The sequence below is a fragment of the Cupriavidus sp. FW305-27 genome, assembly GCF_058787995.1.
Map to the genome: position 1 here is coordinate 82405 of NZ_JBYTAG010000008.1, position 19414 is coordinate 101818.

The following is a 19414-nucleotide window of genomic DNA, read 5'->3' on the forward strand; positions in this document are numbered from 1 at the left end:
TCAGGGGCCGGATCGCGGCGCAGGGGGATCGGGCTCGGCGTCGGCTTCCATGGCGGCGGCGCGTTGCGCCAGCATGTCGTCGCGGATGCGTTCCCAGATATAGGGGCCGGTCTGCGGCGGCAGCGGGCGATTGCGGGCATCGCCGGTGGTGAGCCCGAACAGCAGCGTGTCCAGCAGGCCGTCCAGGAAGGCCTCGGGGTCGATGTCCTTCTCGGCGGTGGCGCGCAGCGCGCGCTGCCACAGCATCAGGAACACCAGCGGCGCACAGACCAGCGTCGTGGTGGGGTTGGCCGGCAGAGCGCGGAATTCGCCGCGCGCCACGCCACGGGCCAGCACCTTGGCGAACAACTCGTCGCCCGGCATCATCACTTCCTGGTTATAGAAACGGGCGATGTCCGGGAAGTTGGCCGACTCGGCCATGATCAGCTTGGTCAGCCCCGCCACCGGCGTGGCGCCGATCAGGCCCCACCAGCCGCGCAGCAGCTCGCGCAACAGCTCGGGCGTGCTGCCGTCGTAGGCGTCGACCAGGTCCGAGCCGCGCGCCAGTGCCGGCACCAGGTTCTCGCGCACCACCGACTTGAACAGCTCTTCCTTGTTGGCAAAGTAAAGATAGACCGTGCCCTTGGACACGCCGGCCGCCGCGGCCACGTCTTCCAGCCGCGTGGCCGCATACCCGCGCTCCACGAAGAGGTCGAGCGCGGCCGCCACCAGCTCTTGCGGGCGGGCGGCCTTGCGCCGGCTCCAGCGCGGGGTGTCGGCTTCCTTGTGCGGATCGGCGGGTGTTTTCACGGATGTCTTGCGGGTACTGCGGGGCACGTGGGGGCGGCTCGGAAAGTTAATAACTTGTGGGTCAGTAATGTAGATGAGCGCCATGAGGGGGTCAAGCGCAGGCCGGCGACCCTCGGGAACACACTGAGGCGGCACTGAGGCTGATTTGCTACGTGTGGCTTGTTGTGCGCTTTCTCCGGCGGCGCCCGGGCGCGGCTTACGGCGTTTTCCTATTCTTACAGGACGACAGCGGCCCTTCGGGCACAATGTCCGTTTTGTGCCGGCCGCTTTGCGGCTGTCCATTGCACATCCTGAACCATCGTCATGAGCTGTCGGTCAGACCTTTCCTGTCGCGCGGGCTGCGGCGCCTGCTGCATCGCCCCGTCGATTGCCTCGCCGCTACCCGGCATGCCCGCCGGCAAGCCGGCGGGCGAGCCGTGCGCGCAGCTGCTGCCGGATATGCGCTGCGCGGTATTCGGCAGCCCGGACCGGCCTGCGTTCTGCGGCGGCCTGAAGCCGTCGGCCGAGATGTGCGGCGATTCGCGCGAAGCCGCGCTGCACTTGCTGACCCGGCTGGAAATCCTGACCGCGCCGCAGGCCGGGCCCGGGCGGCCCGGTCCGCTCGCATGACGCCTGGTACGCCACCTGACTATCCCGCAATCGGAGGCAATATGATCCGGACTTCCCGACGGCGCTGGCTTGCCGCGGCAGCCGCGGCCACGCTGGCCGTGGGCCTGGCCGCCTGCGGCGCCTTCCGCAACGAATACACCTTCTCGCAAAGCCAGCTGCAGGCGGCGCTGGAGCGCAAGTTTCCGTTCAACAAGCGCTATATGGAGTTGTTCGACATCCAGCTGACCAACCCGCAGCTGACGCTGGACCCGGCGCGCAACCGCGTCAACGTGCAGTTTGACGCCATGATCGACAACAAGCTGTTCTTCAGCCGGGCCCTGTCAGGGCGTTTTGCGCTGGACAGCGGCCTGCGCTATGACGAACCCACGCGCTCGGTGGTGCTGCAGGACCCCGAGGTGCAGCGCTTCGACGTGCAGGGCATGCCCGCGCAGTTTTCGCGCCAGCTCAACGCGCTGGGCGGCATCCTGGCCGAGCAGCTGCTGCAGGACTATCCGCTCTATACCTTCCGCGAAGACCAGCTGCGGGTTGCCGGCACGAATGTGGCACCCGGTACAATCACCGTTTTGCCAGACGGCATCAACGTCAAGATCAACCGCCCGTGACCGGGGCGCTCATACAACAATCCAGGCGGTCCGGCGCGCATGCCGGGCAACGCCCATGACCACGTTTCTCCGTTCCGCATGGAAATCGCACTTGCCCTGAAAGCCGTGATACTCGGCATCGTCGAAGGACTGACCGAGTTTCTCCCCATCTCGAGCACCGGCCACCTGATCCTGGCCGGCCAGCTGCTCGACTTCAACGACGAGAAGGGCAAGATCTTCGAAATCGTGATCCAGTTCGGCGCGATCCTGGCGGTATGCTGGGAATTCCGCGCGCGCATCGGCAACGTGGTGCGCGGCCTGCGCGCCGAGCCGCTCGCGCAACGCTTTGCCGCCAACGTGGTGATCGCCTCGGTGCCGGCCATCGTGCTGGCCTTTATCTTCGGCAAATGGATCAAGGCCCACCTGTTCAACCCGATCTCGGTGGCGCTGGCCTTTATCGTCGGCGGCGTGGTGATCCTGCTGGCCGAATGGCGCGACGCGCGCCGCGGCACGGTCTCGCATCCGCAGGGCAATGCGCTGCTGGAGGCCGCCAAGGCCGGCGCGCCGCGGATTGAATCGGTCGATGACCTGAACTGGCGCGATGCCCTCAAGGTCGGCCTGGCGCAATGCTTCGCGCTGGTGCCGGGCACCTCGCGCTCCGGTGCCACCATCATCGGCGGCATGCTGTTCGGGCTGTCACGGCAGGTGGCCACCGAGTTCTCGTTCTTCCTGGCGATCCCGGTGATCTTCGGCGCCACCGTCTACGAGCTGTACAAGGCGCGCGCGCTGCTGAACGGGGACGACCTCGGCATCTTCGCGGTGGGCTTCGTCTTTGCCTTCCTGTCCGCCTTCCTGTGCGTGCGCTGGCTGCTGCGTTTCGTCGCCACGCATGATTTCAAGCCGTTTGCCTGGTACCGTATCGCCTTCGGCATCGTGGTGCTGTTGACCGCGTACTCCGGCCTGGTGTCCTGGCACGCCTGAGCGGGATTGCAGCAGGCAACAAAAAAGCGTGGCGGGTGCCACGCTTTTTTGTTTCTCCGTCGCCAGCGCTCAGGCGGCGCGCTTGCGAAAGACCACGTCCCACACGCCATGCCCGAGGCGCACGCCGCGCCGCTCGAACTTGGTCACGGGCCGGTAATCGGGCCGCTCGGCAAATCCGTCCGCAGCGGTCGAGGTGTTCTCCAGCAACGGCTCGCCCGACAGCACTTCCAGCATCTGGTGCGCGTACTCTTCCCAGTCGGTCGCGCAGTGGATATAGCCGCCCGGCTTCAGCCGCGCGGCCAGCACCTTCACCAGCGGCGGCTGCACCAGCCGGCGCTTGTTGTGGCGCTTCTTGTGCCAGGGGTCCGGGAAGTAGATATGCACGCCGTCCAGGCAGTCATCGGTCAGCATATGCGCGATCACCTCCACCGCATCGTGCTGGAGGATCCGCACATTGCCCAGGCCGCGCTCGTCGATCAGCTTGAGCAGCGCGCCCACGCCGGGCTCATGCACCTCGCAGCCCAGGAAGTTGTCTTGCGGCCGCAGGCCGGCGATATGCGCGGTGGTCTCACCCATGCCGAAGCCGATCTCAAGGATCGACGGCGCCTTGCGGCCAAATGTTGCCTCCCAGTCCAGTGGCTGCGGTGCGTACGGCACCATCATGCGCGGCCCGACTTCGTCGATGGCACGCTGCTGCCCGGTCGAGGTCCGCCCCGCGCGGCGCACGAACGAACGGATCCGGCGCGGATGCGCAACGCCTTCAGGATCGGCAGGAGAGGGGGCGGACGCTTGTCCGGCGCTGTCTACCGGCGCGGCGTCGTCAGCCGGCGTCGGTTCGGTGCTGGGGTCTTGGGGAAGCATGGCAACAAAAAAGCCGCCGGGCAGATCACCGTAATGGTGGCAAAGGCGGCTTGTCTCGACTGGAAGTGGAGCGGGCGATGGGGGTGTCAGCTGACCCATAACCCATTGAAAAAATTGCGTTTTCCCAAGAATCTAGGCCGGGGAAGATCAGATTATGGCCTTGTTCCGCCCGGCTTGCAAGATAACGTACCAGGGGAGGCTGGCAACCCGTCACATCCACTATGCGCGGCGCAACTCACGCAAGCCAGATAGGTGAATTTATCCAGGCTGTTGGGCGCATCGTTCAGCCGGGCCTCGATGACGCGGCGCCCCCATGCGTCGGGCGCGGCCGTGCGGGTCCATCTCGAACGCCTCCGGGGGCATGGCGTAGCCTGTGCCGTAAGCAAAGCTCACGGTCTGACGGCCGGCTGCGGCCTTCTTCCGGTCCAGAAGCCCGGCCGGCACGAAATGTTGCTGGCCCTCGGCGGGGTCGGGGACATGGGCAAAAACGGTCACCCGGTCGGGGATGCGGCGGGATGCCAAGGCGGCCTCCTTAAAAGTCGAGATCGCGCAGTTCGGCCTTGCTCACCGTGCGCACACGTTGCGGCATCTTGCGCGCATGCAAGGCGAACATGGCCGGCACATCGCCGGCCAGCAAGGCTTGCAGGGAAACATCCGGCGCCATGGCATGCACATAGCGCAGTACCTGCGTCAAGGTACGTCCAGGGTCGCCTTTTTCGATCAGGATTGCGGTGGAACGAGAAAGTGCGCGCCCGCGCAGCCACATCTGACTGGCGCAGCTTCAGGCCCTGCCGTAGCTGCGTAATGCGTTCGCCCAGCATTTGCGTTTCGGAAAGCCGGGTGGGTGCCAGCAGGGGGAGTTCATTCCGCTTCATGATGTGTGCAATCGCAGTCCTAGATAGACTTAGAGATTGTGATTGCAGACATGCTATGCGGGCTGGTTTACAGTCAAGACCGCAATCCCAGACTTTAATTGGCTTAAGGCCTGGGATTGCGGTCAATTGAGCTTTGGGTCACGCAATCTGTGGCTGAGAAGAGTACAGGACGATCCCACGGTGCACCGGTTGCAAGCCCAAGACGGCTGCGAAGATGTCTTCCATTGGCGGTGACGTTGGGGGCAAGTCAGAGGGGTGGCCGAGACTTTGTCGGTGGCCCTGCCGTTGCGGAAGGTGCGATCCGAGAGCGGCATCTTGTCCGCGGAATCCCGTGGAAAGTGGAGCGGGCGATGGGAATCGAACCCACGTCTTTAGCTTGGGAAGCTAAGGTAATAGCCATTATACGACGCCCGCTTTGCCTTATTGGGAGCGGATTCTAGCACGACTCTCGGCGCCGTTCATGCTCCGCAACCGGGCGATCCGCAATTCACTTTGTTTGCGCCGCGCGTTTACCGCGCTGCAGGCAGCGGCGCTTCGTGGTGCGCACATCGGCATGCCCCAGCAAGTCGGCCGCCGCGGCGTCGCCTTTTTCAGGTCGCTGGTGTCATCCGTGGCTTTCGCACGCAAGTCATATAGCCAGAATTTGGTCAGGCGCACCTTTGGTCAGGATGTTCCTTTGCCATGGCTTCCTTGGCCTTTTGGAAAGAGTTGCTGCTACCCGAGGTCAAGCGAGTCTGGCAGGCCAGCATGCAGCCGTACGGGGCCGAAAGCTCTGGAAGCAGCGGACGCGCGGCACGCCGCAAGGCGGCGTCCTAAGCCCGTTGCTGGCCAATCAGTCCCTGCACAATGCCTTTGATGTTTGGGTCGCCCGCAACCTCAGAAGCGTACGGTTCTGCCGCTATGGGGATGACGGAGTGGTGCATTGCAAGAGCCTGGCTCAGAGTAAGCTGGCGTTAGACAGGATCGGCGAACGGTTCCGCGAATGCGGGCTCGAATAGCATCGGGGCAAGGCGAGGATCGTCTGTCGGGACGTCAATTAGCCGGGAAGCACATCCTGATGTCCAGTTCACCTTCCTGGGATTACATCTTCCCAATTGGCTCACCAGTCCAGCGAGTAGCCTGGTTCCAACGACTGGACAGTTCTATTAGCCAAACATGAGACAATCTCCCGGACCGGGAAAGAAGATCTCACAAAGATGCAAAACAACAATTTGGGCGACACCTTTGTCGCCCGCGCCGCTAGGGTTGGTTCTCTGGATCTGTACAAAGGGCTAGCCATACTGCTCGTCGTGGCCGGGCACCTTGCTCAGTCTGCGACGCCAGAGTTCGATAAGAGCTTGCTGTTTAAGGGCATATACATGTTCCATATGCCCTTGTTCTTCTTCGTGAGCGGTATGGTGTACGCGCTCAAAGGGGACAGTCTCAGCGTCAAAGGGTTGGGCGGGGCGATGGGAAAGAGGGCTCGGCAACTCCTGTTGCCATACTTCGCCTGGTATGGTGTTGGGTTCTTCCTTTCGCACCACCAACTCCCGTTAGACGAGTACACGGCTAGGCTGTGGAAGTCGCCCGACTATGGCCTTTGGTTTCTTTGGGTGTTGTTCGTTTTCTCATGTGTCGCCGACTGTGGGCGTTTTCTGGCACGAGTAACCCGCATTCCATTGTGGGCGGTTCTTGTATTGACTTGGGCCATTCTGTTTCACCTAAGGACTGAATATTCCGCGCTGGGCATAGGCTTGATTGCGTACCATATGCCGTTCTTTGTGGCCGGTATATTCCACAATGAGATTCGCCGGTCGGCATCAGATGCGTTTTTGAAGCCTTTCATCGTGGTTTGTACTTTGGCGTTCCCCGTGCTTGCTTACCAGTGGGTTCGTGTGAACCCGCTGGAGATTGGGCTGATGCTGCAAAGTGCGTACTCTCTGCCAATGCCGCCCGGCACCTACACGCTCTATCTGGCTCTGGGTTACGCATATCAAATTGTCCCAGCACTGGTTGGGATCACTGTGTTTTTCGTCGGAGCGCAGGCGTTCACCGAAGCCGGTGGGGCAAATCCGAAGCTCACGAAGCTGTTGTCTTTCGTGGGCCAACGAACGCTGGAAATATACGCTATCCACTTCTACATGATCCAGTTCGCCTATTTTAATGCTGGACCACTCATGAATGGTCTGGTTTCTCTGATCATGGCACCGTTGCTTTCGATATTGATTGCTGACTATCTCCTGAAGCCCAACAAGACCATCGCATTGCTATTGTTTGGGAAAAGTCCGGCCGCACGTTCTGCATAAGCAGTGCTCTCGTACCTTAGCCACCTTATGGGGGCTATTTTTTTGGTGCGCCCAGCATGGGTGCACTCTGGTGGGTGCAAGCCCCACAAGTTGACGCAGCGAACGAAGCGAAGCGCGACTGCGAAAGGGTGACCGAGCGTGGGGAGGAACCGTGGGGCGAAGCTGCGAGCCGAGGGACACGAACCGGACGGAAGGTGGTGCCAATCGGACGAGCGGGCCAAAACCGCGAAGGGCTTGTAATCAAGGGGAGGCGATGTAAATCCGGCGGTTGCGCAGCGAAGGAGTGTGTTGACACTTACTTGGGGAGACCTCGCCTCATGCCTGAAAGGGTACCTGATGCCACTCAGTTTGGCGGTGGTCTATCAAAGAGTCCTCGCGACCTGGATTGTCGCCAGGGCACTTTAAGGCGATCTCGGTCAATTTCTCACTGATACAGAGCAACGTAGCCCGCTTCGACGAGTTTCGTTTCTGCCGCGATTGCTCCGGTTTCCAACAAGGCCTTTTTGTTGACGCTGCTGGCGCTCGCCGCAATCCTCGTGGTAGTCAAGGCCGTGTCGATTGGGAGGCTGGCGCTGGTGGCTGCAGCCTTCGGGGTGATCATCACGACCGTAATTCATGGAGCCGCCGGCTATGGTCTATCCGGCGCAGGGGTGACGTCCAGATCGATGCCGAGTTCCCCTCAATCTCTCCGCAAGGCAGAGGGTGGCATGGCTGACGCTAAGCGTGGATTCTCACGGAATTGCTATACTCCCTCCCGCAGGGAGAAACCTGCATTCGCTCAACTTGCAATGCAGGTCCGTTATCTGGACTGGGGGACATCTGGGTATGGTGAAGGCTTTAATAAAGCGGATTACAACCGTCGAGCAGCGGAATGCGGTCAGGGGAATTATAAGGCGTCTGCGTCCGACCGATCCTGTTCCGGGCAGTGATCAGTCCCGCTTCCAGGACCACCTGCGGGAATTTGCACCTCCCTATCGTCTTCATCTTGGCTGCGGCAATATCAAGTTGGACGGCTTCTGCAATGTGGATGCGCTGGAGACGATCGCCGCGGACGCCATCGACGACATCCGCACGCTGAAGCGATTTCCGGATCAGTGCGCCAAGGAAATTTACGCCTGCCATGTGCTGGAACACTTTGCGCACGAGGAGGTGATTCCCCTCCTGAAACGTTGGTATGAGGTTCTACAGCCGGGCGGCATTCTGCGGATCTCGGTGCCGGATCTCGACCGCATCGTACGCATCTATAGCAAGAACTGGGACCACTTTCAGAGGCCGGGCAATAGTCCGTGGATCGGCTTGATCTACGGTGGCCAGTCGACCCCGTACGACTTCCATAAGACTGGGTTCAACGCCAACTGGCTGCGCCACTTGCTCGAGTCGAGCGGATTCGTCGAGTGCGAGGAATATCCCCACGAGCCGCACTTCGTGCCGGGGGCAATGGATGCCTCAGTGGCGAATGCCACGTTTGGTGAGTACTTTTCGCTGAACATGATGGCTCGACGGCCCCAGTAACTCACCGAGGCCCGACGCATTGAGGGTAGGCGAGTAGCTTGACATAGACCTTTGCTTTCTCATAGCATCTGCCGGTCACTGGGCGGACCGGCAGTCAGTGGCAGTCCGTCTACACCAAAGGTGACATGCCGACGCGTCCGCACGCGTCGGCGCCTTATCGCTTGAATCGCTCGGGCGGCACCGCCCCAAGCTGCTTGATCTTCATCCAGTCGGGCGATCGCTCGCCGGACAGGTACGCCGATCCCGCGCGCTTTGCCACCACTCCCTCCAGCGCCAGCGTCAGAGCGTGCCCGAAAAGCCTGGCGCATCCTCAACGCTGTCCACATACAGCAGCCCCGTCGGCGGCTCGTCCAATAGCTTCCGGAGCGCAGCTTTTCGCCGCACGATCGGCTATTGCCTCAGATCCTTCCCTTTGCCGGCCAGCAATCGGTCTGTTCCCCGCTGGGAGTAGTGGATTTGTGCACTTCCGGTCCCTGGAGAAGAGGGGATGGGAACGGCAGTAGGTGGCTTGGTATACCGCCAGCGCTCGTCGGATGCCATGCCAAGTCAGAAAAGTCACCTGCGAAATAATGACTGGTATTCTGAGTCGTATGGCGCCTTCCAGCCTTTTGCGACCCGGTCGATTGCATTCTGCTGGCAAACGCCCGCCTGAATCTGACGATGGACTTCAGCGTTAGCCGCATCGCTCTGGAATATTCGGGTGGTGATCGGCTCTTGCGCGGGGCATGGCTCAGCCTCTAGAGGTGCTGCAGCTACTACCTTGGCACTTTCTGGAACGAGGTCGCAGAACCAAGTCTTGCCATCGCAGCGTCTACCATCAGCATTGGTCCAGTATGCTAGGAAGCCGAAAGCGAGGAATGCTATCAACAGGATTGCTGCCCGCCGGCTTGCAAACCTCCAAAAGTAAAAAACGGCTCCCGCCATGGTGATGACACCCATCCTGTAGATCTCCCCTTCATTGCGACTGTTCGTCGGCCTTCTTAGAATCATCCGCGCTGTCTACGAGACTGCCATAGGCCGTGTGGCGCCCGCATCTCCCATGGGTAGTCATATCCGTATCTAAGAGGCTATTTCAAGCCGAAAAGGCGAGCATACCGCAAAGGCACACTGGCGCTCTGCGATGCTTGCCCTCGACTGCCTCCGAAGTCAGCGAATTGAACATATAGCGTGTGGCGCCGGCGAAGGTCTGGGCACGTCGAAAGCAGGGTGAAACGAGGCGGGATTTTGCTCCGCCTGCGGTGAAGCGCGGTGTTGCCCCTGATTTGACGGCCAGGAGACTTTGCAGAATCTGCGCAGGGCGGCGCGAGCGGAATTGGCGAAAACATGCAAAGCATCAATACGGGGTTCCAGAGGGCAAAGGATGTGGTTGCGGCGGTCGGCGCCGGGGAGGGTGGCTGGCCGGACGTGGCATACACGGCCCGGGACATTGTTGGTGAGAAGGGGCTTCATTTCTGCGCCACGACAAGCAAAGCCAGGCACTGCGCCTGATGGGAGCAAGTCGGCCACGATGAGAAGCCGATCCGGGAGTACACCGAGCATTTCGTGCATTATGACGATTGCAGGCGGCGCCTTTGGCGTGGCGCCTCGGGGACCTGGTATGAGTCTTCGGTCTAGTGCCGCCATGAAACCGAAAATGACCGCGTGTTCTGACTTGACTACATGCGGCCTAACCAGATCCATCAGCTCGTCGGCGTCATTCTCTGCAACGATGATGATGTGTTGGCTGCGCTCAGCATCCGGTGCGTGCGCATCGGGCAATCGACGTTCGCGCATGCGGCGCAGGTGGCAGGGAACGGACGGCCTGGGTCAGCAAACGGGGGCGTAATGCCACACAAGGGACGCATGGAATGGGTGGCCTGTTTCTGGCAGGCCGCACTGCGCGACCCCGGCGTCAACTCGAAGGGGCGTGGCAGTACCACTGCATGCGATAGGGCAGTCTTTCACCTCTACCACGTCGAGATCGCCTTGGCCGTAAACAACGGCATCCCGATGCCAGCCGCCGCATCCGTCAACGGCTCGATTTCCACCGCGGGCCGCTCCGACCTCACCTGGCCGAAGATGGCCGCAAACGGTATGTCCGCGGCATCCCGGCCGGTGCCGATGCGAAGCAGGCCGGTGGGGATCGAGATGCCTGAAGGATCCAGCAGGTACCAGCGGTGCGACAGGTAGACCTCCACCACCGCGTGGAAATCCGGCCCGCCCATGTCTGCGTCCGCGCCGTAGTCGAGGCTGCTGGACATGCGTGCCGGGATGCTCAGCGCGCGGCACAGGGCGATCATCAGGTGGGCGAAATCCCTGCAGACGCCGGTGCGTTCCACGATTGTGTCGGCAGCCGAGGTGCGTTCGTTGGTGGACCGCGACAGGAAGCGCACATGATTGCGCACCCACTCGCGGATGGCGTAGACGCGCACATAGCCCCGCAGCATGCCGCCGAACTCGCGGCTGGCGAATTCCATCAGGCGGTCGGATTCGCAGTAGCGGCTTGGTGCCAGGTAGGGCAGGACATCGAAGGGCAGCTCGGCAACGGGCACTTCTGACAACCTGTCGCCGTCTTCCAGGTAGTGATCGATGTCGATGATCGCCTCATAGCGGATGCCGAGGGGGCCCTGGGGTGCGCGCAGCCTGAGCAGCCGGTTGGCCAGCACGGGATCGGTGTAGCGGGCGGTCTCGAGGCCGGGCGGCAGCGTCAGCTGCTCCGAGACGACGGACTGCCGGGGCGTGCGGGCGGCTTCGATATTGAGCAGGAAGTCCGCCATGGGATCCATGACTTCATAGGACAGGCTTACTGCGTACCTGAGGCGGTTCATCGGGTGGTCAGCACTGGCTGGGGCCGTGGAAAGGCGGCCGGTTCCCTGGGGCCGGAAATGGCGGTGCATCCATTGCCAGTGTAGTGCGGCAGCCAGACCGTGACCTGTCAGCGGCGCCGCGCGCGTGCCGGCGGTGCGCCGGTGTCCTGCCTTGTCACCGCTTCGAGGGCTTCGCGCAACCGGATCACGGCGGGCGGCGCCTCGATCTGCGCCGGGGTGATGAAGACCAGCCGGCCCGATGCAATCGGGGTGCGCAGCCGCACTTCCCGCACCATCGACATGGCCTGGTAGTGGGCCAGCGCCGTGGCCGGCGCCACCGTCAGGAAGCCGCCCGCGGCGGTCATGGCCAGGTTGCTGTGGAACGAGGCCGATTCGATATGCGGAACGGGCGGCAGCTGGCCGGCGTCGAGGAATGGCTGCTCGAACACGTCGCGCGTGTGTGTGCCGCGCGGCGGCAGGATCCAGGGACCTTCATGCAGGTCCGCCAGCGCGACCTCGCGGCGCCGCGCCAGCGCGTGGGCGGGGGCGCAGACCACGGCCAGGTATTCATCGCGCAGCGGGGTGATGTGGACCCTGGCCTTGAGCTGGTCGGTGTCGTCTTTCTGCAGCCGGCCCACGATGCAGTCGAGTTCGCCTTCGCAGAGCATTGCGGTCAGGCCGCCGACGCTATGTTCGCGCACTGCCAGCCGCGGCAGCGCGTCCTGGGCCCGCAGCAGCGCGACCGCCTGCGGCAGCACGTCCACGCCCACCAGCGGCAGCATGCCCAGCCGGACCAGCGGCACTTCCGGGCGCGCCTGCAGCGCCTCGCCGGCGGCGTCGATCACGCCCAGCACCACGCGCAGCCGCTCCAGCGCGCGTTCGCCCGCGGCACTCAGCCGTCCGCCGCGCGTGGTGCGTTCGATCAGCCTGCAGCCGAAGGCGTACTCGAGTTCCTGCAGCATCTTGGTGACGGCGGGCTGGCTGATATGCAGCGCTTCGCCGGCCGCGGTCAGCGAGCCGCTGCGCGCCACCAGGTCGAGCAGGCGCAGGTGCCGGATGCGCAGCCGGTCAATCCGGTTGGGAGACGGCGTGGCGGCGCTGGCGCGCGTAGGGGAGGCGGGACTCATAACAAAACGTGATGGTTCCATCAAGACTGGATAATTGTTTCGAATGGCCCGGCGCCGGACAATCGGGGCAAACCATGGAGGAGACATGCGATGCATGCCAACGTCGGGCGCCGCCTGCTGCTGAAGTCCCTGCTGGCGCTGCCGGCCGCTGCCGCGCTGGGCAGGGCCGGTGCGGCCAGTCCCTATCCCAACCGCCCGATCCGGCTGGTGGTGCCCTACGCCGCCGGCGGCGGTCCGGATATCCAGACCCGCAAGCTGGCTGAGTTGCTGGCGCGAGAGCTTGGCCAGCCGGTGGTGGTCGAGAACAAGGTCGGTGCAGGCGGCATCCTGGCCGCGGAGTTTGTCGCGCAGCAGCCGGCGGATGGCTACACGCTGATGCTGGGTGCCTCGACCCATGTCACGCAGAAGCTGCTGCAGCCCGGCGCGAAGTTCGACCCGATGGCGTTCACCCACATCATCCGCGTCGGCGTCAGTCCGGCGGTGCTGGTGGTCAGCGCCGGCTCGCCGTACCAGAACGTGGCCGACCTGGTCGCCGCGGCGCGGCGCGCGCCGGGCACGCTGAACTACGCCTCGGGCGGGATCGGCTCGGCCGCGCATGTGTCGGGCGCGGCGTTTGCGTCGGCCACCGGCATCGACGTGGTGCATGTGCCGTACAAGGGCTCGGTCGAGATCGTGCCATCGCTGATAAAGGGCGACACGCAGTTCGGCTTCCCGGTGGCGGCGACGGCGATTCCGCAGATCGCCAGCGGCAAGGTGCGGGCCCTGGCGGTGACCTCGGCCAGCCGCGCCGCGGTGCTGCCGCAGGTGCCCACGCTGAATGAGGCGCTGGGCCGCAAGGATCTCGATCTCGACGCATGGAGCGGCATCTGGGCGCCGCCGCATCTGCCCGCGCCGATCGTGGCGCGGCTGCATGCCGCGGTGATGCAGGCGCTGGGCGATCCCGGCCTGCGCCGGCGCTATGCCGAGATGGGCGCGGTGCTTGCGCCGACGCCCACGCCTGAAGCCTTCTCGCGGCTGGTGGCCGATGAGACCACCCGCATCCGCCAGGTTATCGACAAGAACCGCATCACCATCGAATAGGCTATCCCATGACCCTCACTCCACAACCGGACTTTGCCCCGCTGGCCGGCATCACCGTGCTGGATTTCTCGCACGTGATCGCCGGGCCGTTTGCCACCTTCCTGCTGGCGCAGTTGGGGGCGCGGGTCACCAAGGTCGAGAGCGCCGGCGGTGGCGACGTGATGCGCCGCGCGGGCAAGGGGCATGCCGCCTTTGTCGCGCTCAATGCGGGCAAGTCGTCGCTGGCGCTCGACCTGTCGGATGAGGCAGGGCGCGAACACGCGCTGGAACTGGCCGGCCGCTGCGATGTCTTCGTCGACAACCTGCGGCCGGGCGTGCTCGAGCGCTTCGGGCTGGGCTATGAAGCCGTGCGCGCGCGCAATCCGCGCGTGGTCTATTGCAGCATCTCGGGCTTTGGCCGCGGCGCGGCGCAGTGGCATGGCCGGCCTGCCTACGACCACGTGGTGCAGGCCGCCACCGGCATGGCCTGGATGGGCGGCACCGAGGGCGATCCGCCGATGAAGACCGGCTTCCCGGTGATCGACTCGGCCACCGGCATGCTGGCCGCCTTTGCCATCCTGGCCGGCGTGCGCGAGAGCGAACGCACGGGGTGGGGCATGCTGCTCGATGTCTCGATGGCCACCGCCGGCCTGCATCTGATGTATCCGATGACGTGCGATGCCATGACCACCGGCGGCGTGCCGGCGCGGCAGGGCAACCAGGGCTATTCGGGCAGCCCGTCGGCCGATTTCTTCCGCACGCAGGATGGCTGGCTGGCGATCGGCGCGAATACGCCGAAGCAGTTGCTGGCGCTGCTTGACGCACTCGGGCTGGGCGGGCTTGCGCAAGATCCGGCCTTGTTCGAGACGCCGCTGGATGCGGGCGCCTTGCCTGCCTTCGTGCGCTCGCTCGATCCGGCCGCGCTCAAGCGGGCGATTGCGGGCGCAGTGGCGGCGGGCACCGCGGAGGATCTCGAATTGCGCCTCAGCGCGCTGGGGATCCCGGCGGCCCGCCTGCGCAATATCGCTGAGTTTGCCGCGGAGGCGATGGCTAACGGCATCGTGAAGCCAGTGTCGCTGCAGGAAGGGGAGACGGCGGTGTTGTCACCGGGCCTGGGCTTCCAAGTCTATCGTTCAATGTGACGCGCGTCGCTGAGTTGCTGGAGCCGATACACGCGTTGGCGCGCGAATGTGGCAGACCGCCTCCTGCACAAGATCAATCATCTCTGCCAGTATGGCTTGCGTCAGGCCGCGAGCACGGCGCAGTTCGGCAATGGCTGGCCCAACACGGGCAGCAAGGGCTGCATCTCGGGCACCTTCCTGGGATGGCGGTTGAGTAGGCATAGACCACGATGGTGGTGTCTATTCCAATATTGATGATCATCTTATTTGGCATACAGCATTCCTGATATGGTTGAAATATCGGGTGAGATGCGATGCGCCAGCGCGCTGGGGAACCCGGATCATCGCGCTCAAAGCGTGCTGAAAAGTTCCGCCACGCTTATCCGCAGCGCCGTGGCCAGCGCTTCGATCGCATCCAGCGACGGGTTAGCAGCGCCGGTCTCGATACGGCTCATATAGGTGCGGGCAAAGCCCACATGATCGGCAAAGGCTTCCTGGGACAGGCCGGTGGCTTGCCGAAGTTCACGAATGCGCTTGCCAAAGCGACTGCGTAGGATCGTTTTCATGGCCCCTACTGTGGTAGGGTGCACACTAATTGGACACACACTAATCGTGACATTTCGGGTGAGATTGGCTACGCTATGTCAGTGCCGGCATCCCTGCCGGTTCCGAACCGGAGCGCACTCCCACCATGAGCAGCATGTTTGTCCTCTGGCAAACGGCACGCCACGCCGGCCATCTCGCCCGGACGGCCGCGCCGTACCACGACCTAGGCGCCACCCTGGCGCAGCGGCCGATTCGCCTTCCCACTCCCCAGCAGGCTGCCGCACTGCAGCTGCAAGGGCTGGTGGCGGCCTACCTGCAATACCAGGAGGGTCAACTGGCCCATTACCAGGCAGCCGTGCTATGCGTGGCTGCCTGTACAGCCTACTGGCAGGGCAGGGGAGCGCTACCGTGCCATTGGCGCCGGATCCGCAACCAGGTGCTGCGCTTCGAGTTCAGCCTGGTATCTCCCATGTTTCTGTCGAGCCGCATCCACGCGGTCAGGCAGGAGCTATATCCCTATACCTCACACTGTAGTCTTGGAGCATCGCTATGACGATCGGCTTAGCGGTCCTGGTCGTGGGCGTGCCCATCGCGACCTTCTTCATCTGGGTCGCACGGAACGGTCTTCGCACACAGGAGGCGGAACGCGAGGAGCGCCGCCATATGAGCGACTGCCACTGCAGGTGCGGGCACAGACCGGGGTCGACCACCAACTGCCCCCACAGGGCTCAGGCAAGAAAGGCAGCCACGGCTTATCGGCGGCATATCCAGTCTGCCCACGATCCGCTGAAGTGACTGAGCATAGTGCAAGTTGCCTAGGGCCTTAGCAGAGAGACCTATACCGTGCCAGTTCCCGATCGAGGAGGCCGCCAGGCGGCGTAATACGGCCCTCAGCTCAAAAGTGGCGGGCGCAGCCACTTAAGTGCCATCGATCGGACGGTGCATGTCCTGCGAGATCTGTTCAATGTGCCGGTGAGCACGGGCACGCGCGCTGACACCGACATTCGATCAGATCAGTCAGGCGATTCTGGCTGAGCCGGTGATTTACTTTGATGAGCAGGTATGCGGGTTGAGGCGTAATCAGCGGTGGCTGCATAGCGCCGCAACGAGATCTGGCCTGGTTGGCCAGCAGGCAAAGCGTGGCAAAGAGGCATCGGAGAGCTTCATCATCTGCCACATTCGACGGCGTGGCCCTGCGTAAGGCTGACAGTCTTATGACAACGCGTGCCAGCACGCGCAGAGCAATGGGCATCATCTGCGCGAACTCATCTACATTTGGGAGACTCCCAACAGGCTGGGGCTCAGGACAGGATAGCCCTGCGGCGCCGAGCCAAGCGCGAAGCAGAGGTGTGGCGCATCATCGCGAAGCGCGGGCGCAATGGAGTAGCGGCACGCACGAAGGGTGGTACGCCGTATGACGCAGAGGAGCCCATGCTGTGTGCAGCCCACCGGCCGCCAGTCGATGTGTCTCAGAGGAGAGAGTGACGGGCAATGTGGCGCATGGCAAATTTCCTGACTAGCGCTGCTGCCCCAACGCGCATCCATCGCTAGAAAGGCGATAGTTTCCTGTTGTCTTTCGGGGGATTACTATGGCTTTGGGCACCTGTCGGTGCGAATGAAGCTCCCTGGTGTGCTACGGGCGTAGTTCGTAGCAACTCAAGGAGCTCGCCTTCACGAGGGCGAGGCCACCGATCGCTGGCCCTGGCCCTTGTCAAATCAAATTCGACAGATTATTCTGTAGGCACTATTCGCCCTTCCTGGGCATCGACATTGGCGCTGCGCGCCACAATTGGATACGGTGCTGTCATTGACGCAGCGCTTGGCACTGCAAGCGTCGCTGAATCGCCACCTGTCCATTTTCTGGGGCCAATCCGGGCGGGCTCTCTAAGTCCGTCCAGTCGATTTGCTTATCCCTGCCTACAGAGAGTTCCGCAGCTTCGCTGCGCGTTTCCCGCTTCCCTGCCTCCGACCGTCCCTTTGCAATTTTCCTGAACCGTAGCCGAAGGGGTTTCACACGCCCTGGCGCTACGTCCATTCTTGCCCTTTCGCCGTGGCCGTATCAGCAGCGTCCATAAGGGGTTCCAAGCCCTCCCCCGTCTGATTTCCTCAGGACAGCTGAGCATGGCCGGAATGTATCTGGCGAGTTCGTCTGCACTCTCAAAGCAGACACCCAACGGAACCCGCCGGTTGCCTGTTTGGAAAGCAATGAAGGTGGATGTAGGGCTCCGCCTCACGTAGTCCCGGCATGTTATCGCCAGAACGTCTGTGTGTGCCCGACGGGACGCACAGGCCGGCTGGTAATGCCGTGGCTGGTCGCTGTACCCGTACCGCGTACCCAAGGGTCCCGGTGCTAGGGCTGGTTTAGCCAGCCGCAGTTAACACTGACCAAAGTTAACATTGACCGAGTGAGGAACCCAGTGAAGATCGATATATTTGTGGACCTGATGCGCTTGGTTGAGCGCAATCGTGATGGCTCGTATTCGACCCGAGCGGCCCGCAGGGAAGTGCTTGCGCAGGTGGCTCATGATCTCAAGGACATGGGCTTCCGGACGCTTCCTGCTACAGGGTTGAAGCCAAAGCATGTTGCCGCGCTGGTCAAGCGTTGGCAGACCTCCGGCATTGCTGTGGGCACCATGAAGAACCGTATGTCACATGTACGGTGGTGGGCAGAGAAGGTTGGCAAGCAGAATTGCGTCCCACGCACCAATGCCGAGTTAGGCATTGGCAGGCGTCGGTATGTCACCAACATTTCGAAGGCACTGGTGCTTGCTTCGGGGGATCTTGAGAAGATTACCGATGTGCGTCTGCGTTGTTCTGTCGAGTTGCAGCAGGCCTTTGGACTGCGTCGAGAAGAGTGCCTCAAGTTTCAGGCGAGATATGCGCTGGCAGGCCTGACGGCGGATGTAGTGCAGGAGATTCAGCTTAAGCCATCGTGGTGTAAGGGAGGCCGGGCACGCGCTGTACCTGTCATGGACGAACGTCAGCGGGCAGTGCTTGCGCGTGCTGTTGCGTTCTGTGGAACAGGCTCCATGATCCCTAATGATCTCAAGTATGTCGATCAGCTTCGTCGCTATGTTTCGGCTGTCAAGAAGGCTGGCGTGTCAAAGCTACATGGACTTCGGCATGAGTATGCCCAGCGGCGTTACCAGCAGCTCACTGGCTGGCCAGCTCCTGCTGCAGGTGGCCCAGTTTCAGCACAGCTCACGCAGCAACAGCGGGCAGTGGATCGTTCAGCGCGACTGCAGGTTTCAGCAGAGCTGGGTCACAATCGCGAGGAGATTACAGCCGTTTATCTGGGCCGTTAACGCGTTGCTGTGACCCAGCTCAATACTTCTAGGACATCACGCTGCTGCCTCATTCGGAGGCATCGGTGCGTATTCCTTTGATCTAATCGATGTTTCTGCGAAGGAGAGATACTTTGACCGATCTGTTCGAAAGCCAATTCATAGCCTTGCTTGAGCGTGGTCTAGTGGGGTTTGTCGAGCTGTTGCCGGCGCCGGAAGGCTGGTATGTGCGCATCAATGGTTTCCAGTGGTTGCGCACTCGTGAGTGCCCGCACCGATTTGATCGGCTGGAAAAGACCTTGGCCTATCTACGCGAGTTGGGCTGTCCCGGCGTGATGGTGCATCTGAACGTTTGGCCAGACGCATCATAGCCCGCTCCGTGCCTGTCGTACATTAAGCCGCGGCAGTGAACCGTGCGAGGGTAGCGAGGACCCTCTGATGCCGCATCGTCGTGCGAAGAAGTGGCAATGAGCCAGGGCCACTTCCTAGATACTGGGGAAGCGCCGCGGAGGTAAGCCCCTTGGAGTAAAAGGAGGATTCGGAGTCTCGTTTCTCGAAAGGAGCACGCAAATGGACGCGCCTGACACAGTCTTCAGGGGCAGAGTACGACGATCGCCGGCGGGCTGTTCATGGCCTTCGAACTGGGCGGAAGAGGAGGAAGCTGTCGCGAGCGATGCTTCGAACAACGCCGAATCTGCTCATCTACCACCTCGACTGCCCGCGCAATGACGCGCTTGAAGGAGGAGCCAGATCCGCCGAGCGCACGAGAACAGGCAACGCGCCACCGTCGTGGACATTGCCGAGGAGCTGGAAGGGCGCCTGAGCGCGAAGGGTATCGTCGCGGGCAGGCAGAGTAATGTGCCAAATTTGCGGCGGAGTCAACGGGTAACGGCAGTTCCTGGACGCGGGTAGGCGACGGTATGGTGCCGGAGCGGAAGCTAAATTTGTGATGACCTGTCGGGCGCGGCCGGGCGGCGTATAGTAATTGGATCGTGGTG

Annotated in this window: 21 protein-coding genes and 1 tRNA gene; 11 read left to right on the top strand and 11 right to left on the bottom strand. The window is 62.6% G+C overall.

Translation table 11 applies throughout. The features are described 5' to 3' along the window. Entirely contained in the window at nt 1-816 is an 816-nt protein-coding gene (locus AC3WRI_RS05735; RefSeq protein WP_492292795.1) for a TetR/AcrR family transcriptional regulator, read from the bottom strand. 276 nt (nt 817-1092) lie between these two features. Here AC3WRI_RS05735 and AC3WRI_RS05740 point away from each other — a divergent pair, with 276 nt between their 5' ends. The 3 genes from AC3WRI_RS05740 (at nt 1093) to AC3WRI_RS05750 (ending at nt 2960) form a co-directional block, all read left to right on the top strand. Beyond that, nucleotides 1093-1398: a YkgJ family cysteine cluster protein gene (locus AC3WRI_RS05740; RefSeq protein ID WP_492292797.1), complete on the top strand. Its 306-nt coding sequence runs from the start codon at nt 1093-1095 to the stop codon at nt 1396-1398. A 41-nt stretch (nt 1399-1439) separates the two neighbouring features. Beyond that, nucleotides 1440-2000 (top strand): DUF1439 domain-containing protein, encoded by a 561-nt coding sequence (locus AC3WRI_RS05745; RefSeq protein WP_010813779.1) that lies wholly within the window; start codon nt 1440-1442, stop codon nt 1998-2000. Nucleotides 2001-2078: 78 nt separating this feature from the next. Continuing rightward, entirely contained in the window at nt 2079-2960 is an 882-nt protein-coding gene (locus tag AC3WRI_RS05750; RefSeq protein WP_010813778.1) for an undecaprenyl-diphosphate phosphatase, read from the top strand. A 69-nt stretch (nt 2961-3029) separates the two neighbouring features. On the opposite strand, the gene trmB is transcribed toward AC3WRI_RS05750, so the two are convergent. The 4 genes from trmB to AC3WRI_RS05770 form a co-directional block, all read right to left on the bottom strand. After that, nucleotides 3030-3821, bottom strand: coding sequence for a tRNA (guanosine(46)-N7)-methyltransferase TrmB (gene trmB, locus AC3WRI_RS05755; RefSeq protein ID WP_492292799.1), 792 nt, complete (start codon nt 3819-3821; stop codon nt 3030-3032). A 258-nt stretch (nt 3822-4079) separates the two neighbouring features. Beyond that, nucleotides 4080-4343 (bottom strand): hypothetical protein, encoded by a 264-nt coding sequence (locus AC3WRI_RS05760; protein WP_492292801.1) that lies wholly within the window; start codon nt 4341-4343, stop codon nt 4080-4082. Nucleotides 4344-4353: 10 nt separating this feature from the next. Beyond that, nucleotides 4354-4587, bottom strand: a complete 234-nt coding sequence (locus AC3WRI_RS05765; RefSeq protein WP_492292803.1) for an XRE family transcriptional regulator — start codon at nt 4585-4587, stop codon at nt 4354-4356. 448 nt (nt 4588-5035) lie between these two features. Further along, nucleotides 5036-5110 (bottom strand) — tRNA-Gly (locus tag AC3WRI_RS05770). A gap of 254 nt (nt 5111-5364) precedes the next feature. Here AC3WRI_RS05770 and AC3WRI_RS05775 point away from each other — a divergent pair. Further along, on the top strand, nt 5365-5694 hold the full coding sequence (locus AC3WRI_RS05775) for a reverse transcriptase domain-containing protein (protein ID WP_492292848.1): 330 nt from the start codon (nt 5365-5367) through the stop codon (nt 5692-5694). Between the two features lie 198 nt (nt 5695-5892). After that, nucleotides 5893-6981 carry an acyltransferase family protein gene (locus AC3WRI_RS05780; RefSeq protein ID WP_492292805.1) on the top strand — a complete coding sequence of 363 codons (1089 nt, stop codon included), beginning with the start codon at nt 5893-5895 and terminating at the stop codon, nt 6979-6981. Between the two features lie 424 nt (nt 6982-7405). Here AC3WRI_RS05780 and AC3WRI_RS05785 read toward each other — a convergent pair whose 3' ends face one another. After that, nucleotides 7406-7585, bottom strand: coding sequence for a hypothetical protein (locus AC3WRI_RS05785; protein ID WP_492292807.1), 180 nt, complete (start codon nt 7583-7585; stop codon nt 7406-7408). Nucleotides 7586-7806: 221 nt separating this feature from the next. Here AC3WRI_RS05785 and AC3WRI_RS05790 point away from each other — a divergent pair, with 221 nt between their 5' ends. Continuing rightward, the gene (locus AC3WRI_RS05790) at nt 7807-8493 is read left to right on the top strand and encodes a class I SAM-dependent methyltransferase (protein WP_492292809.1); all 687 of its coding nucleotides are present in this window, start codon (nt 7807-7809) and stop codon (nt 8491-8493) included. Between the two features lie 154 nt (nt 8494-8647). On the opposite strand, the gene AC3WRI_RS05795 is transcribed toward AC3WRI_RS05790, so the two are convergent. The 4 genes from AC3WRI_RS05795 to AC3WRI_RS05810 all read right to left on the bottom strand — a co-directional run bounded on the left by AC3WRI_RS05795 (nt 8648) and on the right by AC3WRI_RS05810 (nt 12406). Continuing rightward, nucleotides 8648-8755, bottom strand: a complete 108-nt coding sequence (locus AC3WRI_RS05795; protein WP_492292811.1) for a hypothetical protein — start codon at nt 8753-8755, stop codon at nt 8648-8650. Between the two features lie 293 nt (nt 8756-9048). Continuing rightward, nucleotides 9049-9432 (bottom strand): hypothetical protein, encoded by a 384-nt coding sequence (locus AC3WRI_RS05800; RefSeq protein WP_492292813.1) that lies wholly within the window; start codon nt 9430-9432, stop codon nt 9049-9051. A gap of 1007 nt (nt 9433-10439) precedes the next feature. Next, nucleotides 10440-11300, bottom strand: a complete 861-nt coding sequence (locus AC3WRI_RS05805) for a transglutaminase-like domain-containing protein (protein WP_492292815.1) — start codon at nt 11298-11300, stop codon at nt 10440-10442. A gap of 107 nt (nt 11301-11407) precedes the next feature. Then, nucleotides 11408-12406 (bottom strand): LysR family transcriptional regulator, encoded by a 999-nt coding sequence (locus tag AC3WRI_RS05810; protein WP_492292817.1) that lies wholly within the window; start codon nt 12404-12406, stop codon nt 11408-11410. 90 nt (nt 12407-12496) lie between these two features. Between AC3WRI_RS05810 and AC3WRI_RS05815 the strand changes: the two genes are divergently transcribed. Continuing rightward, nucleotides 12497-13486 (top strand): tripartite tricarboxylate transporter substrate binding protein, encoded by a 990-nt coding sequence (locus tag AC3WRI_RS05815; RefSeq protein WP_492292819.1) that lies wholly within the window; start codon nt 12497-12499, stop codon nt 13484-13486. 8 nt (nt 13487-13494) lie between these two features. Next, nucleotides 13495-14607, top strand: coding sequence for a CoA transferase (locus AC3WRI_RS05820; RefSeq protein WP_492292820.1), 1113 nt, complete (start codon nt 13495-13497; stop codon nt 14605-14607). A 329-nt stretch (nt 14608-14936) separates the two neighbouring features. Here AC3WRI_RS05820 and AC3WRI_RS05825 read toward each other — a convergent pair whose 3' ends face one another. Next, on the bottom strand, nt 14937-15152 hold the full coding sequence (locus AC3WRI_RS05825; protein WP_439670898.1) for a helix-turn-helix domain-containing protein: 216 nt from the start codon (nt 15150-15152) through the stop codon (nt 14937-14939). Nucleotides 15153-15277: 125 nt separating this feature from the next. Here AC3WRI_RS05825 and AC3WRI_RS05830 point away from each other — a divergent pair, with 125 nt between their 5' ends. From AC3WRI_RS05830 to AC3WRI_RS05840, 3 genes are all read left to right on the top strand, one after another. After that, nucleotides 15278-15685, top strand: coding sequence for a hypothetical protein (locus AC3WRI_RS05830; RefSeq protein WP_439670897.1), 408 nt, complete (start codon nt 15278-15280; stop codon nt 15683-15685). A 1891-nt stretch (nt 15686-17576) separates the two neighbouring features. Then, entirely contained in the window at nt 17577-18437 is an 861-nt protein-coding gene (locus tag AC3WRI_RS05835) for a phage integrase N-terminal domain-containing protein (protein ID WP_439671794.1), read from the top strand. A 113-nt stretch (nt 18438-18550) separates the two neighbouring features. Then, nucleotides 18551-18787 (top strand): hypothetical protein, encoded by a 237-nt coding sequence (locus AC3WRI_RS05840; protein ID WP_439670896.1) that lies wholly within the window; start codon nt 18551-18553, stop codon nt 18785-18787. The last annotated feature ends 627 nt before the right edge of the window (nt 18788-19414 follow it).